This is a genomic window from Bradyrhizobium sp. PSBB068, assembly GCA_016839165.1.
GTDB lineage: Bacteria > Pseudomonadota > Alphaproteobacteria > Rhizobiales > Xanthobacteraceae > Bradyrhizobium.
Map to the genome: position 1 here is coordinate 5,301,279 of CP069300.1, position 21,971 is coordinate 5,323,249.

12 protein-coding genes and 2 pseudogenes are annotated in these 21,971 nt (G+C 64.5%); 11 read left to right on the forward strand and 3 right to left on the reverse strand.

All coding sequences use genetic code 11. The features are described 5' to 3' along the window. Positions 1 to 337: 337 nt before the first annotated feature. The 6 genes and pseudogenes from JQ507_24840 (at position 338) to istB (ending at position 7,421) form a co-directional block, all read left to right on the forward strand. Positions 338 to 1,399 (forward strand): HlyD family secretion protein, encoded by a 1,062-nt coding sequence (locus JQ507_24840; GenBank protein QRI68143.1) that lies wholly within the window; start codon positions 338 to 340, stop codon positions 1,397 to 1,399. Next, positions 1,396 to 3,726, forward strand: a complete 2,331-nt coding sequence (locus JQ507_24845; protein ID QRI68144.1) for an ABC transporter permease — start codon at positions 1,396 to 1,398, stop codon at positions 3,724 to 3,726. The genes JQ507_24840 and JQ507_24845 overlap by 4 nt, the downstream gene beginning before the upstream one ends. After that, positions 3,713 to 4,681 (forward strand): HlyD family efflux transporter periplasmic adaptor subunit, encoded by a 969-nt coding sequence (locus JQ507_24850; GenBank protein QRI68145.1) that lies wholly within the window; start codon positions 3,713 to 3,715, stop codon positions 4,679 to 4,681. Before JQ507_24845 ends, JQ507_24850 begins: the two co-directional genes overlap by 14 nt. 193 nt (positions 4,682 to 4,874) lie before the next feature. Then, the gene (locus tag JQ507_24855; protein ID QRI73502.1) at positions 4,875 to 6,221 is read left to right on the forward strand and encodes a glycerophosphodiester phosphodiesterase; all 1,347 of its coding nucleotides are present in this window, start codon (positions 4,875 to 4,877) and stop codon (positions 6,219 to 6,221) included. Between the two features lie 60 nt (positions 6,222 to 6,281). Next, a pseudogene (locus tag JQ507_24860) lies at positions 6,282 to 6,557 on the forward strand (IS21 family transposase). After that, a pseudogene (gene istB, locus JQ507_24865) lies at positions 6,557 to 7,421 on the forward strand (IS21-like element helper ATPase IstB). Before JQ507_24860 ends, istB begins: the two co-directional pseudogenes overlap by 1 nt. Positions 7,422 to 7,508: 87 nt before the next feature. Here the strand turns inward: istB and JQ507_24870 are convergent. Further along, a complete protein-coding gene (locus JQ507_24870; GenBank protein QRI68146.1) occupies positions 7,509 to 9,173 on the reverse strand; it encodes a winged helix-turn-helix domain-containing protein in 1,665 nt (554 codons plus the stop codon). A 282-nt stretch (positions 9,174 to 9,455) separates the two neighbouring features. Between JQ507_24870 and JQ507_24875 the strand changes: the two genes are divergently transcribed. Genes JQ507_24875 through JQ507_24885 form a run of 3 tightly spaced genes read left to right on the forward strand, consistent with a single transcriptional unit; the run spans position 9,456 to position 17,883 of the window. Continuing rightward, positions 9,456 to 16,424: an autotransporter-associated beta strand repeat-containing protein gene (locus tag JQ507_24875; GenBank protein QRI68147.1), complete on the forward strand. Its 6,969-nt coding sequence runs from the start codon at positions 9,456 to 9,458 to the stop codon at positions 16,422 to 16,424. A 20-nt stretch (positions 16,425 to 16,444) separates the two neighbouring features. Beyond that, positions 16,445 to 17,233 (forward strand): SapC family protein, encoded by a 789-nt coding sequence (locus JQ507_24880; protein QRI68148.1) that lies wholly within the window; start codon positions 16,445 to 16,447, stop codon positions 17,231 to 17,233. After that, entirely contained in the window at positions 17,233 to 17,883 is a 651-nt protein-coding gene (locus tag JQ507_24885; protein QRI68149.1) for an invasion associated locus B family protein, read from the forward strand. The genes JQ507_24880 and JQ507_24885 overlap by 1 nt, the downstream gene beginning before the upstream one ends. A 397-nt stretch (positions 17,884 to 18,280) precedes the next feature. Here the strand turns inward: JQ507_24885 and JQ507_24890 are convergent, their stop codons facing one another. After that, on the reverse strand, positions 18,281 to 18,799 hold the full coding sequence (locus tag JQ507_24890) for a PRC-barrel domain-containing protein (GenBank protein QRI68150.1): 519 nt from the start codon (positions 18,797 to 18,799) through the stop codon (positions 18,281 to 18,283). Positions 18,800 to 19,172: 373 nt separating this feature from the next. Continuing rightward, the gene (locus JQ507_24895; protein ID QRI68151.1) at positions 19,173 to 19,550 is read right to left on the reverse strand and encodes a PRC-barrel domain-containing protein; all 378 of its coding nucleotides are present in this window, start codon (positions 19,548 to 19,550) and stop codon (positions 19,173 to 19,175) included. Between the two features lie 286 nt (positions 19,551 to 19,836). Between JQ507_24895 and JQ507_24900 the strand changes: the two genes are divergently transcribed. Both JQ507_24900 and JQ507_24905 read left to right on the forward strand, forming a co-directional pair. Then, positions 19,837 to 20,574 (forward strand): response regulator, encoded by a 738-nt coding sequence (locus JQ507_24900; GenBank protein ID QRI68152.1) that lies wholly within the window; start codon positions 19,837 to 19,839, stop codon positions 20,572 to 20,574. Between the two features lie 2 nt (positions 20,575 to 20,576). Then, on the forward strand, positions 20,577 to 21,935 hold the full coding sequence (locus tag JQ507_24905; GenBank protein QRI68153.1) for a HAMP domain-containing protein: 1,359 nt from the start codon (positions 20,577 to 20,579) through the stop codon (positions 21,933 to 21,935). The last annotated feature ends 36 nt before the right edge of the window (positions 21,936 to 21,971 follow it).

A 21,971-nucleotide genomic window follows, 5' to 3' on the forward strand; every position in this document is an offset into this window, starting at 1 on the left:
TTGATAAAGGGATGGCGCGGCCAGCCTTCAAGTATCCCGATTTAATCGGATGCGATTTATTCGGGTGCCAGGGCTTCAACTATCCGTGTGATCGGCGCGGCCATGCGCGGCCGGCAAGGCCGGTTTGTTCGCATCGCACCGCTCGCGCCGACGTCGCATCAACCGGCAGTGATCGCAATCGCTCTGGAACATTGAAACGTGATGGCAGCAGCGAATGCGCGCGCAGTTGAACCGGACAGATTCGAGCAAGATCGGACAAGCGGCCGAGGTTGGCAGGATTTAACATCCGCGCCATAGTGAATGACTATCCTGGTCATGAGCCAATGTGGGGTCAGCTATGGACGTGTCACCTTCTGGTAGCGAGAGCCAAAGCACGCCGCAGCCGCCACAAGCAACGCCCCAGGAGAATGTGCACGCCTCAACGCGCATGCCGGCGATCATCGTCGGCGTCGTTGCCGCCGTCATCGTCGCGCTGTCTGCCTATTATCTGCTGCGGCCCGAGCCGCTGCTGGTGCAGGGCGAGGTCGATGCGACGCGGCTCGACATCGCCGCGCGCGTCGACGGTCGCGTCAAGAACATCCCGGTCGAACGCGGACAGAACGTGACCGCGGGTGCCGTGCTGGTGCAGATCGACAACCCGGAAACGCTTGCCAAGCAGGACCAGATGCGAGCGGCAAAGGCCGTCGCCGATGCGCAGCTCGCCAATGTGCTGGTCGGCACGCGGGTCGAGACCATCGCCGCTCGCAAGGCCGAGATGGAGCGCGCCGAGGCCGCGCAGGTGCTGGCCCAGAAGACCTACGATCGCGCCAAGACGCTGACCGAGCAAGGCAACGCGCCGCAGGCTCGCCTCGACCAGACCACCGACGCATTGCACGAAGCCGAGCGCGGGCTCGATCAGGCGAAATCAGCCTATGAGCAGGCGGTCAACGGCTACACCAAGGAAGAACGCGCGATCGCGAAGGCAAACGTCGAGAAGGCTGAAGCTGATATCCAGAGCGTCCAATCGGTCATCGACCAGCTCGCAGTCTACGCGCCGGTTGCAGCGCAAGTCTATCAGCGCAACGTCGAGCCGGGCGAGTTCGTCTCCCCGGGCGTGCCGCTGGTGACGCTGATCAACCTGGCCGATCTGTGGATCCACTTCGATCTGCGCGAAGATCTGGTCAAGGGGCTGAAGGTCGGCGACAAGTTCGACGTCCGCATTCCGGCGCTCGATGACCGCCATGTCACGGTCGAGGTCAAGCTGATCGCGACCAAGGGCGAATATGCGAGTTGGCGCGCCACCCGCGCCACCGGCGATTTCGACTTGCGGACATTCTCGATCCGCGCCTATCCGGTGCAGCCGGTGCCCGAGTTGCGGCCCGGCATGAGCGCCTATCTCGACTGGCGGTCGCGCCAATGACGCTGGCGTCGAAGCCCGGATTCTGGCGGGTCGCACAGCGCGAGTGCCGGTGGCTGTTGCACGACCGCGTCGCACTGCTGCTGATCTTCGGCGTGCCGCTGTTTGCCTTCGCGGTGCTCACGACCGTGTTCAGCCAGCCGGTCATCCGCGGCCTCGGCGTCACGATCGTCGACACCGACAAGTCGGATACCTCGCGCGCGCTGACGCAACACGTGGCGGCGTCTCCGAGCCTGAAAATCGTCGACGATTCCGGCTCGCTCGCCACCGCCGTGCAGGACATCCGTTCCGGTAAGGCGATCTCGGCGATCTTCATCCCGCCGAACTTTGAACGCGACCTGAAGGCCGATCGCCGTCCGCAGGTGGTCGGCTTCTACAACCAGCAATTCCTGACCGCGGCCGGCATCGCCTCGTCGGGCCTCAACGATGCCCTGTCCGCCGCGGCGAACGCGGCAGCGCCGGCCAGCCGCGCCGCCCCAGCGCCGGCGTCGATCGGCACGCTATCAGCAGAGACCATCGCGCTGGTCAATCCGCAGAAGAACTACGCCCAGTTCCTGCTGCGCGCGCTGCTGCCGACCATCATCCATGTTGTGATCACGCTCGCCGCCGGCTACTCGGTCGGCTCCGAATTCCGCCGCCGCAACGGGCGGGAGTGGCTCGCAAGCGCAGGCGGCGATCCGGTCGCAGCGCTGGCCGGCAAGCTGGCGCCGCTGTTCTGCATCTTCGTCGTGATCATGCTGGCGGTGACCCTCGTGCTGGAGGGCGCACTGCAGATCCCGTTCAAGGGCGACATCCTGCTGATGATCGCCGCCGGCTCGCTGCTCATCATCGCCTATCTGTCGATCGGTGCGCTGTTGCAGCTCGCGGTCGGCGACCTCGCGACGGGGCTGGGACTCGCCGGCCTGGTCGCCTCCCCCGCCTTCGGCTATGCGGGCGTCGGCTTTCCGACCATCGGCATGAACACGTTTGCGCAGGTCTGGAGCGCGATACTGCCGCTGCGCTGGTACATGGCGGTGCTGATGGGACAGGCAGCGCGCGGGTTACCAGTCTCGGAATCCGCATTTCCCTTCGCTGCGCTCGCCGGGCTCACACTGCTGTTTGCCGGTCTTGCATGGCTGCGCATGGCGAGCCTGACGCGCAAGGGCTTCTTCGAAATGGCTCAGCCTGCCGAAGCGCCGGAGCGCGGCCCGACGCCGCCCGGCATCGGCGGCGCCTTCCTGGGGGAGTGGCGGCGCGTGCTCGGAACGCGCAGTGCGTTCACCTTGCTGTTCCTGGCTCCGCTGATCTACGGCATCTACTACCCGCAACCTTATCTGAACCAGATCCTGCGCAAGCTCCCGATCGCGGTCGTCGACAATGATCTCAGCGATCTCTCCCGCCAGGTCGTCGAGACGCTGGATGCCAGCGGGACATTGAGCGTGACGGTTCGCGCACGCACGCTGGCGGAGGCGCGGAGCGCGATCGATCGCGGCGAAGCGTTTGCCGCGGTGCAGATCCCGCCCGGCACCGAGCGCGACGTGCTGAAGGGCATCACGGCGCATATCCCGGTCTACGCCGACGCCACCTATCTGTTCATCTTCCGCTCGACCGCTGGCGCCGTCGCCACCGCGATCGGCACGCTGACATCCGAATTGGTGTCGCGCGGCGCCCGCGCCGACGGCAGCCTTGTCAAGGCCAAGCTGGCGAGCCTCAGCCCGGCCAACGTCCTGCTGCAACCGATCTTCAACCCGGTCGGCGGCTATGCGAGCTATATCGTGCCGGCGGCGTTCATCCTGATCCTGCAACAGACGCTGCTGATCGGCGCGGCGATGCTGACCGGCACGGCGCTGGCGAATTCCCGCAACACGGTCGCGGGCGTGTTCGGGCGCGGCGTGGCCCACCTGACGATCTATCTGCCGGCGCTCGCGCTCTATCTGATCGTGCTGCCGCGGATCTATGGTTTCTCGACGCTCGGGCATCTGCCGCAGATCTTCGCGCTGGCGAGCGTGTTCCTGCTGGCGACGAGCTTCCTGGGACAGGCGATCGGCGCCTGGTTCACGCGGCCGGAGAACGCCACCATCCTGCTGCTGGCGACCAGCCTGCCGCAATTCTTCACCGCCGGCTTCGCATGGCCGCGCGAGGCGATCCCCGCTGCGGCCACCGCGCTCGGCCGGCTGTTCCCGGCCGACTCCGCGATCGATGGCCTCGTGCGCATCAACCAACTCGGCGCCAGCATCTGGGAGGTCTCGCATGACTGGCTCAGGCTGTGGTGCCTCGCCGTGGGCTATTTCGCGCTCGCCGTGATCTCCGCGCTGGTGTTCAAGAGAGGACAGCAAGATGCCCAACGCTAGGCGCGTCGCCGTCATCGCGATCCCCCTTGCGCTCGTCGCAGGCACGCTGATCTATGCAAGCCGCGCGACGCCGACGCCCGCGATCGTCGGCGTGGTCCGCTCGACCGAGGTCAGGATCGAGCCGGAGGTGAACGGCCAGCTGGTGTCGATCGCGGTCGAGAAAGGCGCGCAGGTGCACGCCGGCGACGTCCTTGCCAGGCTCTCCGCCGTCGAGCTAACCGCGCAGGCGGATCAGGCGCGGGCAGCGCTCGCCGCCGCGGTCGCAAGCCGCAACAATGTCTATGCCGGCGTCCGCCGCGAGCAGGTCGATTCGCTGAAAGCGGCGATCTCCAAGGCCAACTCGCGCCTCGACTATGTCGAGACCCAGTTCAAGCGGATCAACACGCTGGCAGGCCAGAATTTCGAAACCCAGCAGGCGCTCGACCAGGCCGAGAATGACGTCGCCGCGGCGCGCGCTGGCGTGGCGGCGGCGCAGGCGAATTACGATGCCGCGGTGGCGGGGCCGACCAAGGAGGAGCGCGCCATCGCCGACGCGCAGGTGCAGGCCGCTGCGGCCGCCGTCGCGGTGCTCGAACGCCGGCTCGACAAGATGGTGCTGCGCGCGCCGGTCGATGGCGTGGTCAGCGTGATCGCTGCGGAACTGGGCGAGAACGTGCGTGCGGGTCAGCCGATCATGGCGGTCGCGGCGGCCGGCGGGCAATGGCTCTCGTTCAACGTGCGCGAGGACCATCTCGACGGTCTTGCGATCGGAAGCACCGTGAACGTCAACCGCAATGCCGGCGGCGGCGCGACCAAGGCCCTCGTCACCGAGTTGCGGCCGCTCGGCGTGTTCGCCACCTGGCAGGCCGAGCGCGTGATCGGCGATCACGACCGCAACACGCTGCGGCTGCGCCTCGACCCCGCCGGCGCCGCAGAAGGTCTCGAACCCGGCATGAGCGTCCGGATCGAACGCTGATACGCGGGACGCCGGCCCGTTGTCCGCCCGCGCCTGCCCAACAGTCATCGGACTGTCAGAAGATTGAGACAAGAAGATAGCCGCGTCGGCCCGGTTCGGCTCGGCCGTTGCGGCATCGCCCCGATGCCGCACAAGAGATGGAGACTTGGCCGTGAAGCACATTCGTTCGGGACGGAAACTACATTTTGCAGCGATGCTGCTCGGTGCGGCCGTCCTGCTGCCGTCGATGGCGTCGGCGCAGACCGGCCCGGCACCATCAGGCGCAAAGCCCTTCCTGACCGTCGACGGAAAGCTGCCGCTCGTCATCGGACATCGCGGCGTGCCGGGCCTGGTGCCGGAGGAGACCGAGGCCTCGTATGAGCTGGCCGCCGACCTCGGCACGGACTCGCTCGAAGAGGACCTGCACCTGACCAAGGATTGCGTGCTGGTGGCACGCCACAATCCATGGCTCGGCGACAACACCAACGTTGCCGAAGTGGCAAAGACCAACGCGGAGGTCGCCAAGCGCAAGCGCACGACGCCGGGCGTGCCCGTCAAGGTGAAATGGGCGCAAACGCCGACCAGCGGGCCGGCTGAGTATCCGAGCGACCTCGTCGATCCGGCCGATCCGAAGTCGGTGCTGAAGGCGCTGATCGTCGACGGCGACGATCACACCAACGATTGGTCGATCACCGATTTCACCATGGCCGAGCTGAGGCAGTGGATCGCCGGCACCACCTATGATGCGGCCAACGAACGGCCGAAGCTGTTCAACGGCAAATTCCCGATCATCAGCTTCCAGGACATCATCGACATCGCCAGGGCCAAGAGCAAGGCGACGGGGCGCACGATCTCGGTCTATCCGGAAACCAAGAATCCGACCTGGAACAACGCGCAGGCGATCGCCAACGGCTGCGGCGCGCCCGGCAGCCATCCGCTCGAGGATGCCCTGATCAAGATCATCAAGGAGAACGGCCTCAATGCGAAGGACGCGCCGATCATCGTGCAGAGCTTCGAGCCCGGCAGCCTGAAATACATGCGCAGCCACGGACTGGAAACGCGGCAGGTCCAGCTGATCGACGGCAACGGCGTCGACTTCAAGACCGGCAAGGTGCTGCTCAACAACATCGCCAATTCCCGTCCCTATGACTGGACGGTTGCCGGGGACAGCCGCACCTTCGATGCGATGCTGACGCCGGAAGGCCTCGCCGAGATCAAGACCTATGCCGACGGCATCGGCCCGTGGAAGGCCTATATCGTGCCGTACAAGATCTCGCCGTGGAAGGACAGCAATGCCGACGGCACGCCCTACAAGGGCTCGACGGCAGACGCATCGACGCAGGACGCCACCAGCGTCATCGCCGACGCGCACAAGCTCGGCCTGTTCGTCCACGTCTTCACGTTCCGGAACGAGAAGAAGTACCTGGCGGCCGACTATCGCAACGATCCGAGCCTCGAGTACCTGAAGTTCTTCCGTCTCGGCGTGGATGGCGTCTTCACGGACTTCACCCACACCGGTATCGCCGCCCGCGCGGCCTACTTGCGTGAACTGGGCTGGTGAGACCGGCACCAGACGCGGATTTCATGCAACTGGCGACAAAATGCGCCCGGCATCGCCGGGCGGATTCGGCGCCGGCTTGCCAGCATCGACGATGGCAGTCGGCAGATGGTCGACATCCTCAACGCGGTGCTGACCGACGGTCTGCCGGCGGTGGAAGCCGCCTGTGCCGAAGCACTCGGCCACGGCGTCCACTCTGACGACGTCGTGCTCAACATCCTGGCCAGGCAACGCGAACCCGCTCCACCGGCAAACATCATGACGCCGGCTGCGCTAACGCTCCGCCATGCGCCGATCGCCGATTGTGCCCGTTACGACAACCTCCGGAAGACCAACTGATGGAACGAACTCAAATCTTCGACCTCATGGGCGAGCTCAAGCTCTACGGCATGAAGGCCGCCTTCGACGAGATCATGGCAACCGCCATCAAGCGACAGCATGAACCTCAGCGCATCGTCGGTGACCTGCTCAACGCCGAGATCAACGAGAAGCAGGCCCGGTCGATCAAGTACCAGCTCACCATTGCAAAGTTGCCGCTCGCCAAGGATATCGCCGACTTCCAGTTCGACTGGCACACCGATCAACCAGACGCTCGTCAACGACCTTGCTAGCGGCGGCTTCATCGCTCAGCAGCGCAACGTCGTGCTCGTTGGCGGTACTGGCACGGGCAAGACCCATCTGGCCATCGCAATCGCCAGAAGTTGCATCCGATCCGGCGCCCGTGGCCGCTTCTACAATGTGGTCGACCTCATCAACCGCCTCGAGACCGAGACCCGCAACGGACGGCAGGGCCGGCTTGCTGAGCATCTCACCCGGATGGACTTTATCGTCCTGGACGAACCTGGATATCTTCCCTTTGCCCAGTCGGGTGGCCAGCTTCTCTTCCATCTCATCAGCCGGCTATATGAGCGCGCCTCCGTCATCGTCACCACCAATCTCGCCTTCGGCGAATGGCCGAGCGTGTTCGGCGATGCCAAGATGACCACCGCGCTGCTCGACCGGCTGACCCACCACTGCGACATCGTCGAGACCGGAAACGACAGTTGGCGATTCAACAGCCGAGACGACGATCACATCACCCGCGCTCGTCTCGCCTCCGCTCTCCCGGCCAGCTCCGACGAGACGAGCGCTACCAGCAAACCACGCCGTGCAAAGGGGGCAAAATTGGACGCCGATGAGGGGGCAGATTTGGACGCCGGTTGACAAGGCGTTCGCTGCGGAGTGAGCGACAAACGCATTAAAACACTCGGATTTGCAGCGCCACTCGATCGGCGCCACTCTTGCGAGGCGTCAGTTCTCGGGTAGCCCGGCGGCGACCATAAGGCTTATCAGTCGATCGGTGGCCTTGAGATAAACCGGGCTGGTATTCTTGGTGGGAGGCGGCGCGGTACGCGCCGTCGAGCCCGGCCTCAGTTCCAGCGCCTTTGCCATGGCTGCACGCGCCTCGGCGGTCTGACCCAATTGCTGATAAGCCGCGGCCAGCAGCATATGAGTGCGTCCGCTCGCCGGGGTGATCGCGATCGACCGTTGCAGCCAGGGCAATGCATCCGCAGGACGGTCCAAGAGCAGACAGGTCCAACCCACCCCGATCGCCCAGGTCCAGCGCGCGACCTGAGGCGTATCGAACCGGTCCGCCTGCTCAAACGTCGCGAGCGCGTCATTGAAACGGCCGAGAAAGACCTGGGCGAGCCCCATCAGATAGAGTGCGATCCCGTCCCATGGATCGAGAGCGAGCACTCTGTCGCACACCACCAGGCTTTCGACGAAGCTATTGGTTGCCGACAAAAACCGGCACTGGGTCTGGAGCACCGGAATATAGTCGGGCCGCGTGCGCAACGCGTGCTCCATGATCGCGCCGATCCGAACCTCCGTCGGTTCGCGCTCTGCGGCAGGAAACCAGGCCATCTGAATTCCGCGCAGTTGGAATGCCGCGAGCGCAACTTGCAGATCGACATTGCCGGCATCGGCGGCAAGAGCATTTTCAAGCATCGCCAGCGCTGCGTGATAGCGCTCCAGCGTGGTGCGGTTGATCGCGGCCGTCGCCTGGTCGATAGCGGCCTTGGCGCTGCCAGAGGGCAAGCCATCGGCCGAGCGATTGCCTGACCTCAAAAGCGCGTTGATGCTCAGTGCGAGCGGGTAGCCCGTGCCGGCTACGAGGCGGGTCTGCTGGAGTTGCATGTCGTCGCCGGCGAGAGCGACCGAAAGCGCCGTCGTCCATCTCACCGTGCCGGTGGACGATTCGGTCAGGCGCGCGCGCAAATTCCAAGCCGATTCGGTTTTTTCGAGATCGCCGTTGACGACGAAATCGGCGCCTTGAACAACGCCCGGCGCCGTCATCACGCGGATCGTCTCGATTTTCGCCAGACCGTCCGCCAGTTCACGGATTACACCGCTCGCCATCCGGGCGGTTTCCGGGTCGTTGCTCACGGTTGTCATGGGGATCACGGCCATGGTTGCCGGAGAGCCAGCGAAGAAACGCGGGAGCAGGGTCGTGGCCGCCGCCAAAGCCGACACGCCGCCCCCCATGGCCACGAGGGCGGCGCGGCGGCTCATCCTGAACCCAGGCCGGCTTTCGGCTGGTTCGCTTATGGTTTCCGGGGCGACGGCGTCGGCGTCCGGGAGCGGCTTTGCAGGAATGTCGGCGGCGTCCGGCGGACCGGACACATCGGCCTCCAGCAGATAGCCTCGGCCGGAAACGGCTCGGATCAACTGACGCTTGTCATCGCCCAGGGCGGCGCGAAGCTCCCGGATGGTCTGGAACAGGCTATCGTCGCTGACGTGGACGCCCGGCCACACCGCCTCCATCAGTTCTTGTTTGCCGATGATTCGTCTCGGGTTGGCCGCGAGCAGCGATAGCAGGGCGAACGCCTTCAGCCGCAGCTTGATCGTCTGGCCGCCGGGACCGCGCAGTTCGGAACGCTGCCGATCGATTTCGAACCCGGCGAATCTGAGCACTCATCCCCCCTCTTCCCAGCGAAGCCGCAGAATCGCGGCATCATGCCAAAAGCACACAGAATCCTCAAAAATCATGTGAATTCCCTCGAAATCAGAAATTATCAGCGAAATCTCAGAACTCCACCGGCCCTGCTTCAGGACTGTGCCGAGACGCGCTGACATAAGACGAAGAGACAACGAATATGATGCGGGGAATACGGTCGCAAAATGCGCGGGCGAAGGCAGGGGCCTGAACACGCACGGAGCCGCACCCCTCGCGTTTAGGCCGGGGGACTGGTTATAATGGCTTCACGAACGATTTCGGCTTCGCCGCGTGGCGTCATGGACGGCCTGTTCCGCGCGGCCTTGTTGGCCTCGACCGCGCTGACGGTCACCGGATACGCAGCGCGGGCGCAGACGGCGGCGTGGAGCACCACTCCGACCGGTGGCAACTACGCCAACGCCGCCAACTGGAACGGCGGGGTGGTGCCGAACGGAGAGACCGCCACGGCCGTTTTCGGCGCCTCGACGCAATCCAACCTGGTGATCACGCCAGGCACCCCGACAACTTACGCCATCGCCGGCTGGACCTTCAGCGCAGGCGCGCCGAACTACACCTTCAACCTCAACAACAACGCAACCCTCGGCTTCTGGGGCACGGGCATCACGAACAACGGCACCGGCACGATCGCCGTTACCAACAACGGCAACGTGAACTTCTTCGGGAGCAGCACTGCCGGCCCCGCCACGACCACCATCACCAACGGCAGCAGCGGCTACCTGCGGTTCTACGACACCAGCACGGCTGGCGGCGCGAATATCACTAACAACAACTACATGTGGCTCTACGGCAACAGCACGGCCGGCAGCGCCACCATCACGAACAATTTCGGCCTGACGTTTTTCAACAGCAGCACGGCCGGCAACGCCAATATCACCAACAACAGTTATCTGTATTTCCAAAACAGTAGCACCGCTGGCAGCGCCAACGTCACCAACACCGGCACCCTGAGGTTCTACAACAACAGCACGGGCGGCAGCGCCGCTATCATCACCGGCGCGGGCGCCACCACCGATTTTTCGACCAGCACCGGCCCCAACGGCGACGGCAAGCTGAGCGCCGGATCGATCGCGGGCGGCGGCAGCTATATGCTCGGCAGCAACCAATTGACTGTCGGCTCGAACGGGCTCTCGACCGAGGTGACCGGCGTCATTTCGGGCACCGGCTCGCTGGTCAAGACCGGTTCGGGCACGCTGACGCTGTCGGGCATTAATGTGTACAGCGGCGGCACCACGATCAACGGCGGCACATTGCAGATCGGCACCGCCGCCAACACCGGCGCGGTCTCGGGCGCGGTGACCGTGAACGCAGGCAGCACGCTCAACGTCACCAATGCCATCACCTCCTGGATCACCGGCATCACGAACATCGGCACGACGAACTTCCAGACCGGAACCAGCGCAAGCAGCATCGCTTTCGGCAACAGCGGCTACCTGAACTTCTACGGCACGAGCGGCGCGGGCAGTGCTGTCATCACCAATAGCGGCTACCTGTATTTCTACGGCACCAGCGCGGCTGGCAGCGCGACAATCACCAACAACAACGGCCTGGCTTTCGTCGACGCCAGCACGGCCAGCGGCGCCAATATCACTAACAACTTCGGCCTAGTTTTCAAAAACGCCAGCACGGCCGGCAGCGCCACCATCACAAACAACGGATACGTGCAATTCTTCGGCACCAGCACGGCGGGCAGCGCTGCTATCAACAATAGCAATGTGAATGCCACCGTCGATTTTTCGAACAGCATAGGACCGAACGGCGACGGGAAGCTGAGCGCGGGGTCGATCGCGGGTGGCGGCAGCTATGCTCTTGGGGCCAACCAACTGACAGTCGGCTCGAACAATTCCACGACCGAGGTGAGCGGCATCATTTCGGGCAGCGGCGGCTCGCTGGTCAAGGTCGGCACCGGCACGCTGACGCTTTCGGGCGCCAACACCTATAGCGGCGGCACCACGATCAACGGCGGCACGCTGCAACTCGGCACCGCCGTCAGCGCTGGCGCCATCCAGGGCGCGGCGACCGTGAATGCGGGCGGCACGTTCAACGTCGTCAACGCCGACACCAGCGGCATCGCCACCATCACGAACAGCGGCATCACCTTTTTTAGAAACGGCACGAGCGCAGGTAGCGCCACCGTCACCAACAATCACTACCTGTATTTTCTGAACAGCAGCACGGCCGGTAGCGCCAACATCACGAATAATTTCGGCCTGTTTTTCAACGACAGCAGCACGGCCGGTGGCAGCGCCATCACAAACAACGGCGGTCTGAATTTCAACAACACCAGTACGGCCGGTAACGCCACCATCACCAACAACGGCGGTTTGAATTTCAACAACAGCAGTACGGCCGGCAACGCCACTATCACCAACAACGGCAATCTGAATTTTAATAACACCAGCACGGCTGGCAACGCCGCCGTCGCCAACAGTGCGGTGGCCGTCACCGACTTTTCGAGCAGCTTCGGCCCGAACGGCCATGGCAAGCTGAGCGCGGGATCAATCGCGGGCGGCGGCACCTTTAATCTCGGGGCCAACGAACTAACGGTCGGCTCGAACAATCTATCGACCGTGGTGAGCGGAGTCATTTCGGGTAGCGGCGGTTCGCTGGTCAAGATCGGCACCGGTACCCTGACGTTGTCGGGCGCGAACACCTACACCGGCGGCACGACGATTTCGTCGGGCACGCTGCAAGTGGGCAACGGCGGTGCCAGCGGTTCGATCGTTGGCGATGTACTCAACAACGGGGTGCTCGCCTTCAATCGCAGCAATACAGCGACCTTCTCCGGCGCTATTTCCGGCAGCGGTGCTGTGCAGCAGATCGGTTCGGGCACGACGATCCTGACCGGCGCGAACGGCTACACCGGCAACACCCTCGTCTCCGGCGGCCGGTTGCAGTTCGGCGATGGCAGCGCGGGCGGAAGTAACACGCTCGGCGGCAACCTGACCGTGACCGGCGGCACGCTGGCGATCCAAACGCCCGCGACCGTGAATATCGCGCGGGCTGTGACCTTCGCCGACAACACCGCGCTCTCGATCGTCGCGGGCACCAACAGTCCGGCGCTATCGGCGGGCAGCGTTTCGATCGGCAGCGGCGTCACCTTCAACATCGGCGGCATCGACAGTGCGAGCCAGCTCGACAAAGTGCTGATCGACACCCGTTCCGGCATCAGCGGCGACTTCGCCAACGTCACCGTGGGCGGCTTTAGCGGCACGGTGGACTATCTCACCGTCTCGACTCACAAGTCAGCCAACAATTTGCAATATCTCGCCAGCTACGGCCTGAGCTGGTTCGCCGGCAACAATCTCGCCCGCGGCACCTTCACGCTGACCAACGCGACCGACACATTCACGGTCGGAACAGCGCTCACCGACCAGGCCGCCAATCCCGCGACCGGCTGGAACGGCTCGTCGCTGACCAAGGCCGGCGCGGGCACGCTGATCCTGACCGGCACCAACACCTATACCGGCGGCACCACGATCAGCGGTGGCACGCTGCAACTCGGCAATGGCGGGAACACCGGTTCGATCCTTGGCGATGTCGCCAACAACGGGACGCTCGTCTTCAACCGCGGCAACACCATGATCTTTTCCGGCGACATCTCCGGCAGCGGCGCGGTGCGGCAGATCGGTGCGGGCACGACCATCCTAACCGGCACGAATAGCTACTCCGGTGGAACGACCATTTCCGCTGGCGTTTTGCAGATCGGTAACGGCGGCACGAGCGGTCTGATCGCGGGCAATGTCGTCAACAACGCAACGCTCGCCTTCAGCCGCTCCGACGCGGTGACTTTTTCCGGCGCCATTTCCGGCAGCGGTTCCGTGATGAAGCTGGGAACGGACACGCTCACGCTGTCGGGAAATAACAGCTACACGGGCAGCACGACGGTCGCGGGCGGTACGCTGAGCATTTCCTCGGACGGCAATCTCGGCACCGGCGGCACGCTCGCCCTTCTGAACGGCACGACGCTGGCCTTCACCCAGGGCGGCGTTTACACTCACGCGATCACCGTCGGGGGCGATCCCACCTTCGATGTCGCCGCGGGCCAGACCGTGACGCAGAGCGGCGTGATTTCGAATGGGTCGAGCCCCGGCGATGTCGTCAAGACCGGCGCGGGCACGCTGACCTTGATCGCGAACAATACTTATACCGGCGGCACGACGATTTCGGCGGGCACCCTGCAACTCGGCAATGGAGGGAATACCGGCTCGCTTCTTGGCGATGTCGTCAACAACGGCACGCTCGCCTTCAATCGCTCGGACATGGCGACCTACTCCGGCAATATCTCCGGCACGGGCACAGTGCAGCAGATAGGCATGGGCACCACGATCCTGACCGGCACGAACAGCTACACCGGCGACACCCTTGTCTCCAGCGGGACGTTGCAATTTGGAAACGGCAGCGCGGGCGGAAGCAACAATCTCGGCGGCAACCTGACCGTGACCGGCGGCACGCTGGCGATCCAGACACCGGCGACCGCAAATGTCGCGCGGGCTGTGACCTTTGCCGACAACACCACGCTCTCGATCGTCGCGGGCACTAAGAGTCCGGCGCTATCGGCGGGCAGCGTTTCGATCGGCAGCGGCGTCACCTTCAACATCGGCGGCATCGACAGTGCGAGCCAGCTCGACAAAGTGCTGATCGACACCCGTTCCGGCATCAGCGGCGACTTCGCCAACGTCACCGTGGGCGGCTTTAGCGGCACGGTGGACTATCTCACCGTCTCGACTCACAAGTCAGCCGACAATTTGCAATATCTCGCCAGCTACGGCCTGAGCTGGTTCGCCGGCAACAATCTCGCCCGCGGCACCTTCACGCTGACCAACGCGACCGACACATTCACGGTCGGAACAGCGCTCACCGACCAGGCCGCCAATCCCGCGACCGGCTGGAACGGCTCGTCGCTGATCAAGGCCGGCGTGGGCACGCTCACCCTAACCGCTGACAACACCTATACCGGAGGCACCACCATCGCCGGCGGTGTGCTGTCGGTGTCGCGCGACGCGAATCTCGGCGCGGCGCCGGGCGGCCTGACCTTCACCGGCGGCACGCTCGCGACTACCGCGAGCTTCGATACCGCCCGTTTGATCGCGCTGACGCAGGCCGGCAACTTCGACGTCGCTAATGGAACCGAACTCGGTCTGACCGGCGTGGTTTCCGGAGGCGGCAATCTCGTCAAGCAGGGCGGTGGCACGCTGCGGCTCGATAACGGAGCCAACGCCTACGGCAACACCCTTGTCGCAGCCGGCACGCTGATCGGACATGCCGGCTCGATCTCAGGCAACATCGGCAATGCCGGCACGGTGATATTCAATCAGGCAACGGACGCCAGTTTCGCCGGCGACGTTGGCGCACTCAATGGCACGCGCGGTACGATGGTCAAGCGGGGCGCTGGCACGTTGACCTTGACCGGCATGTCCTCGCTCGACTGGACGATTTCGGCAGGAAGCCTTGTCTCTTCGGCCGGACGCTTCGGCGGCAACGCCGCCATCGCTTCAGGCGCGTCCTTCACCTTCAACCAGACTGCCAACGCCGCCTATGCCGGCGTGCTGTCGGGCAATGGCGGCTTCAACAAGACCGGCACCGGCCTGTTGAACCTTACCGGCGACTCCTCCGCATTTTCGGGCACGACCTTGGTTCAGGTCGGCACGCTCGCGGTGAACGGTCTGCTCGGCGGCATGCTCGATGTGCTTGCCGGAGGCCGCCTTCAGGGCATCGGCACGGTCGGCAGCACCACCGTCAATGGCACGGTCGCACCGGGCAACTCGATCGGGACGCTCACCATTGCCGGTAGCATCACCTTCAATCCTGGCTCGATCTACGAAGTAGAGATTAACGCACAGGGGCAATCCGACAAGATCGTCGCTTCGGGCACGGCAACGATCAACGGCGGCACGGTGCAGGTGCTGGCCGGCGCAGGCAACTACGCGCCGCAAACGAGGTACAATATCCTCACAGCGACCGGCGGGCTCACGGCCAACAGCACCTTCTCCGGCGTGACTACCAATCTGGCCTTCCTCACGCCCTCGCTCAGCTATGACGCCAGCAATGTCTGGCTGACGATGACCCGTAACAATATAGACTTCAAAGCCATCGGCGTCACGCCCAACCAGATCGCCGCAGGCGGCGGGGTCGAAAGCCTCGGCTTCGGCAATTCGATCTACAATGCCGTGTCGAACCTTTCCGCCCCGCAGGCGCGGTCGGCTTTCGGCCAGCTCTCGGGCGAGATCAACGCCTCGGCGAAGACGACGATGATCGACGACAGCCGCTTCGTTCGCGGCGCCGTCAACGACCGCATCCGGGCCGCCTTCGACCGTGTCGGCGCCGCGAACGGCGCGGTCACGACCTATATCGACGGCAAACCGGTCACCGTCGCTGCGACCACGGACCACCTTGCGGTCTGGGGCCAGGGTTTCGGCTCCTGGGGCAACACCAATGGCGACGGCAACGCCACGCGCCTCAACCGTTCGATCGACGGTTTCTTCATCGGGGCGGATGCGCCCGCTTTCGACAACTGGCGCTTTGGCGCGGTGGCCGGCTATAGCGCCACCCACTTCGACGTGAAGGATTACCGTTCATCCGGCTGGAGCGACAATTATCATGTCGGCCTCTATGGCGGCACGACCTGGGGCGCTCTCGCTTTCCGCACTGGCACGGCCTTCACCGTTCACGACATCACCGCGACCCGCAGCGTGATCCTCCCCGGCCTCAGTGACACGCTGACGGGCCACTACAACGCCGGTACGGCCCAGGTCTTCGGTGAGCTCGGCTACGGCATCAATGCCGGCGCTGCCCGGTTCGAGCCCTTCGCCAACCTCGCTTATGTGAGCCTGCATACCGACGCCTTCACCGAGAAGGGCGGCGCGGCGGCGCTGACGAGCGCAGCCACCGCAACGGATACGACCTTCTCCACGCTCGGCCTGCGCACATCGACCACTTTCGACATTGGCGGAACCGTTCTGACGGCGAGAAGCGTGGTCGGCTGGCGTCACGCTTTCGGGGACGCCACGCCGTTCTCGACGATGCGTTTCGCAAGCGGCGGTGACTTCACCATCGGCGGCGTTCCAATCGCCCGCAATGCCTCGGTGGTCGAGGCCGGCATCGACTACGCGCTGTCGCCCAAGGCCACCCTCAGCGTCACCTATGGTGGCCAGTTCGGCTCCGGAGTTTCCGATCAGTCCGGCCGCTCCAATTTCAACGTCAAATTCTGAGCTGCAATCCAAGGTTGACGATGACCAAAAATACGCACGCAGCAACAGGGGCGCCAACGCTTCCTCTCTTTTATAAAGACCCGGTGCTCCTGCGCTTCGAGGACCACGGCGATGTGGGGCTCGCTCCGCCCGCCGATTTCGGGTTCGCGAGCGAGGCCGTCGTCATTCCGCTTTGCGTTGGCGAGTTCGTTCCCGCCATGCGCCACTATCCGATCGTCTTCGCGGCGGACGGTTCGGCTTCGCCACTTGTTGTCGTCGGCATTCGGCAAGGTCACAACCTCTTCGTCGAACGCGACGGAGGATGGCGCGCGGGCACCTACATTCCGGCCTATGTGCGCCGCTATCCTTTCATCGGTGTCGAGACGCCCGACAAGGCGCAGCAACTCCTGACTATCGACCGGAAGTCGAACCGTTTCGTCGCCTCGGCATCGGCGCGGACGGACGCGGAACGCCTGTTCGGCGCGGACGGCAAGCCGACTTCGACGGCGCAGTCGGCCATGGCCTTCTGCCAAGCCTACCATGCCGATATCGTCAATACGCTCGCCTTCGCAAAGGCGCTTGGCGAGGCGAAGCTTCTTACTCCGAACCACGTTCAGATGCAGTTTCCCGACGGCGGTCAACAGACGCTCGACGGCTTCTGCGTGGTGGATGAGAAGGCATTCCGGGCATTGCCTGCAAAAACAGTCGCCGACTGGCACGCTAGAGGCTGGCTTGATCTCGCCACGCTGCATCTAGCTTCGCTTCAGAATTTTCAAAGCCTGCTCGGCCTCAATGCGCAGCGCGCAGACGAACGAAAGGCGCTCGCATGATGAGCCGCAAAGTCTGCCTTATTGGAATCTCGTCCGCCGCCGCGATCGCGGCAGGCGTGACGCTGTACCTCGTGCCCGAACTTGCGTCTTCGACGCCTTCCCAGGCCGCATCCATCACTGACAATCGCGACGAGCCGGCGCCCCAACGCTTCCAACTGGCTCAGGCGCAATCCGGAAGCCAACCCGCCGGCGCAACGGCATCGTCCCTGCCGGGCGGCGCGTCCTCCCTCAACGAGACCTACAAGGACTGGGGCGTGGTCTGCGCACAAGACGGCAGCACAAAGCGCTGTGCGCTGTCGCAGCTCCAGTCCCAGCAAAACGGACAGCGGGTGCTGGCGATCGAACTGAATGCACCGTCGGGTAATACCGTGTCGGGCACTCTCGTTCTGCCATTCGGCCTCGCGCTCGACTCCGGCGTCACTTTCCAGATCGACGACAAGCCAGCCCTGTCGCCAATCCGCTTCCGGACCTGCCTGCCGGCCGGTTGCCTCGTCAATGTCACCTTCGACGCGGCCACGCTGGTGGCCGTTCGGGCGGGCACGGCACTCAAGGTCAAGGCCGTCGCCGATGGCGGGGCTCTGGCAAATTTCTCGATCTCGCTTCAGGGCTTCAGCACCGCGCTTGATCGCGTGGCGGCGCTGGCCCGCTGATGACGATCATTATGCGCCTGGCCGGGTAAACCTCGATCGCCGCCTATCCGGGTGACCGGAACGACCAGGCCGCCCTTCAGCGGCCATGGCTTTATGTCAGATTTGGTCCTTATAATCGTGCTGGAGGCGCCGCAGCTGGAGCGTTAACCGTCAACCGTCAACAAATGTCGGTCTCGGTCTAAACCTGTCCTCCTCTGAAGCAGAAAAAGCCCCGCCGGCGACGGCGGGGCTTTTCATTTCCGATGTCCGCCAGGGAGACCGATCCTCGGCCGCCCACTCCGCGATCATCTGAGGACGCCTCCGCGAACGGCGTCGCGAGGCGTCCCTTGGGTTGACTCGGCTTTTACGCTTTTGACTCACGTTCTACGCAGTTGGACATTCGGGCGCACAATCCGCGTTAGTCGGTCGAGTACTTGAACTCCGGCATCGCCTTCAGCTCATCCTTGGTCGCGCTGAACACCGCGTGATCCGGGTACCAGGGATTCGGCTTCGACGCCGTCGCAGCAGGCGCCGCGCCGGTGGTGGTCTGCTTGGTCGTGCTGCCGGTGTTGGCGGCACTGGTCAAAGAGACCGGCTCGTTGACGAACTTCACCTTGTCGATCGGCACGGCGACCAGATGCTCGCCGACGCCAAGGAAGCCGCCGACGCCGATCACGACCGCCTTGATGGTACCGCCCTTGTCCATCAAGAGGTCGTTGATCGAGCCGACGCTCTCGTTGCCGTCATTGTACACGCTGAGGCCGACGACCTTGGACGCGCGCCATTCGCCCGTGTACGCGGTGGGCGTCGTGGTCGACGTTGTCGTCGACGCCGCAGGAGCCATCTTGTCGGCCCTCTCGGCGGGTGTCTGCGCAACCGCGACGGTTGCGAGCAGGGCGGAACCGGCGACGCCGGCAACGATGGATTTGATCAACATTATGCGCTCTCCTCAGTTCGCAAAATCGATGCCGGGAGAACCCGTGATGTAGGCGTCCGTTCCTATTTCGCGTGCGCTCAAAAGCCGCCCCGATGCCTGCGAACGCGATCCTGGAACGCCATGAATACGACGCGGCAAGCAGCGCGTGCGTTTCCAACGCATGGAACGTCGCGCTCCTTGACGAACGCGACCGTCACCTCTCAATTGGGTTTGCGGTTGAGCCTCACGACTGCGCCGGACCCGCAGTCCCGGATGTGACGATGTTTGGCTCACTAAGTCGTCCCGGCGAACCGCGCTGCACAAGCCGGCACGCGCCCACGCTGCGGCATCGTCGATCGACATGCGTCGATCACGCGCACGCCCAGCCCTGCGATCAGAAGCCGCCCCAATAGGGCGGCACGCCGTAGAAGCGATGCAGCTCGACTTCCTGCGAACGGTCGCCCCAATCGAAATCCTTGTCGGCGCGGAACGACGGCGCGCGCTTCAGCTCGTCGTCCTCGATGTCGAGCTCGTAGGCTTCGAATTTCGGGTTGTAGTGCAGCCGGCCCCACGGCAGCGGAATCAGATTGGTTCCGATCCCGAGGAAGCCCCCAAAGCTCAGCACGGCGTACGACACCTTGCCCGAGATCTTGTCAATCATCAGCCGCTCAATGTGGCCGATCATGTCGCCATTGGCCCGGCGCACCGCGGTCCCCTCGACGCGATCGCTGGCAATCAGTTGATGCGGCCTCGTCCTGACCTCGACAGCCATCTCACCCTCCCTGGCCTGAAAGAGAAACAACGCATCGCCGGGGGAACCGGTTCCGCCGCTGGATATGGCAGCTGCCCTTCCCTTTTCCGGTGACCGCAGCAGCGCAGGACGGTGCCATGCCGAAGGCGACTTCGATCTGTATTTCAACGCACTAGCTGGATGACAGAACGATAACTTTTCTCCGCACCGCCGACCTGTTAACTCGTTATTCCGGGCAAAATTTCAGACATATACTGAAACAAAATTCCTGAGCCGCTTCCCCCGAATCACGGACAAAAGAGTCGGTATGACCCAGGCTGCGCCCAATATCCTCGTCGTCGAGGACGACCGCGAAACGCGATCCCTGATCGCAAAATATCTCCGCACCAATTCCTGTCATGTCACGACCGCCTCCGACGGCCGCGAGATGGCGAAGGCCATGACCGACCACCGGGTCGATCTCCTGGTGCTCGACGTCATGCTGCCGGGAGAGGACGGCCTCAGCCTGTGCCGCAAGGTGCGCGCGGAGTCGCAGACGCCGATCATCATGCTGACCGCGCGCGGCGAGGATGTCGACCGCATCCTCGGCCTCGAGATGGGCGCCGACGACTACCTGGCCAAGCCCTTCAACCCGCGCGAGTTGCTGGCGCGGATCAACGCCGTGCTGCGCCGCCAGGCCGCCGCGCGCAACGCCAGCGCGATCGAGGGCGCGACCACGCTGACCTTCCTCGGCTGGCGCATCGACATCCGCCTGCGCGAGCTGCGCAATCCCGAAGGCGCGCGCGTCGCAATGACCAGCGCCGAGTTCGACCTGCTGCGCACCTTCTGCGAACGACCCGGCCGCGTGCTGTCGCGTGACAGCCTGCTCGACCTGACGCAGGGCCGCAGCGCCGGTTCGTTCGAGCGTTCGATCGACGTGCTGGTCAGCCGTATCAGACGCAAGATCGAGCCCGATCCGCAGGAAGCCACCATGATCAAGACGGTGCGCTCCGGCGGCTATGTGTTCACTCCGAGGGTGGAGGCGGTTGCCGCCACGAGCAACTGACCATGAAGCTGCTGCGTGTGCTGAGTCTGCGGGGGATCGGCGCCCAGATGGCGGCGCTGGTCGTCGTCTCGATCGTCGCGCTGCACCTGATCATCACCGCGACCTTCCTGATCCATCGCCCCGACCGGCCGGAGCCGTCGGATCGCTGGCACACCCAGCTCGCCGCCGCCGCGCAACTGCTGGGACATGCCCCGGCATCGGAGCGGCCGCGGCTGCAGGCCGATATCATCAGGGCCTTCCCGCAGCTTGCGATCAGCGACCTGTCGGCCGATATCGGCCCGCTCACCGAAACCGAAACGCCGAGCCTGCATGCGCTGCGCCGGCTCGGTGCCGGCTACCATGTCTTCTCGCTGCCGCGCGAGGCGGGCAGCACGCCGCATGAGGGCGAGATCCGCCGCGTCGCGATCCGCCTGCCGGATGGCGCCATGTTCGCCGCGAACCTGATGCCGGATCAGCACATGCGGCCGTTCTGGGGCGGGCCCTGGATGATGACGGTGCTGTTCGCCGTCATCAGCGTCACCCTGCTCGGCCTGTGGGCGGCGTGGGCGCTGACCGCGCCGCTGTCGTCCTTCGTCAAGGCCGCAGAGACCTTCAGCCTGAACGGCGCCGCCGCGCCGCTGCCCGAGCGCGGCCCCGAGGAGATCCGTTCGCTGGCCAAGGCGCTGAACCGGATGCGCGAGCGCATCACGGCACTGATCGACGACCGCACCAAGATGCTGGCCGCGATCAGCCACGACTTGCGCACGCCGATCACGCGAATGCGGCTGCGCGCCGAATTCATCGAGGACGAGACCCATCGCCACCGCATGCTGCGCGACCTCGACCAGATGCGCTCGATGCTGGAATCGGTGCTGTCGTTCCTGCGCAACGACCGCAAGCTCGAGGAGATGACGCTGGTCGACATCGCAAGCACGCTGCATCTCGTCACCGACCAGTTCGCCGACATGGGCCACAAGGTCAGCTACGAGGGTCCGCAGCATGCGATGGCGACCGCGCGGCCCGCCGATCTGCATCGCAGCATCACTAATCTGGTCGACAATGCCGTGCGCTTCGGCGGCGAAGTCACCGTCCGGCTCGACGTCGAGCCGGAGCGCCTCGTCATCGACATCGAGGACGACGGCCCCGGCATTTCCGAGGCGCACAAGGCGAGCGTGCTGGAGCCGTTCGTGCGCGGCGACCAGGCGCGCAACATGGATGAGGCCGAAGGCTTCGGCCTCGGCCTGTCGATCGCCAACGCCATCGTGCTCGCGCATGGCGGCACGCTGTCGCTGCACGATCGCAAGCCGCACGGGCTCGTGGTCCGGATCGAATTGCCGGCGCGGCAACAGCAGTTGCAGCAGCCGCAGAAGTCCGCGGCCTGATCAGCTGCGGCTGACCGGCGACGCAACGGACCGGCG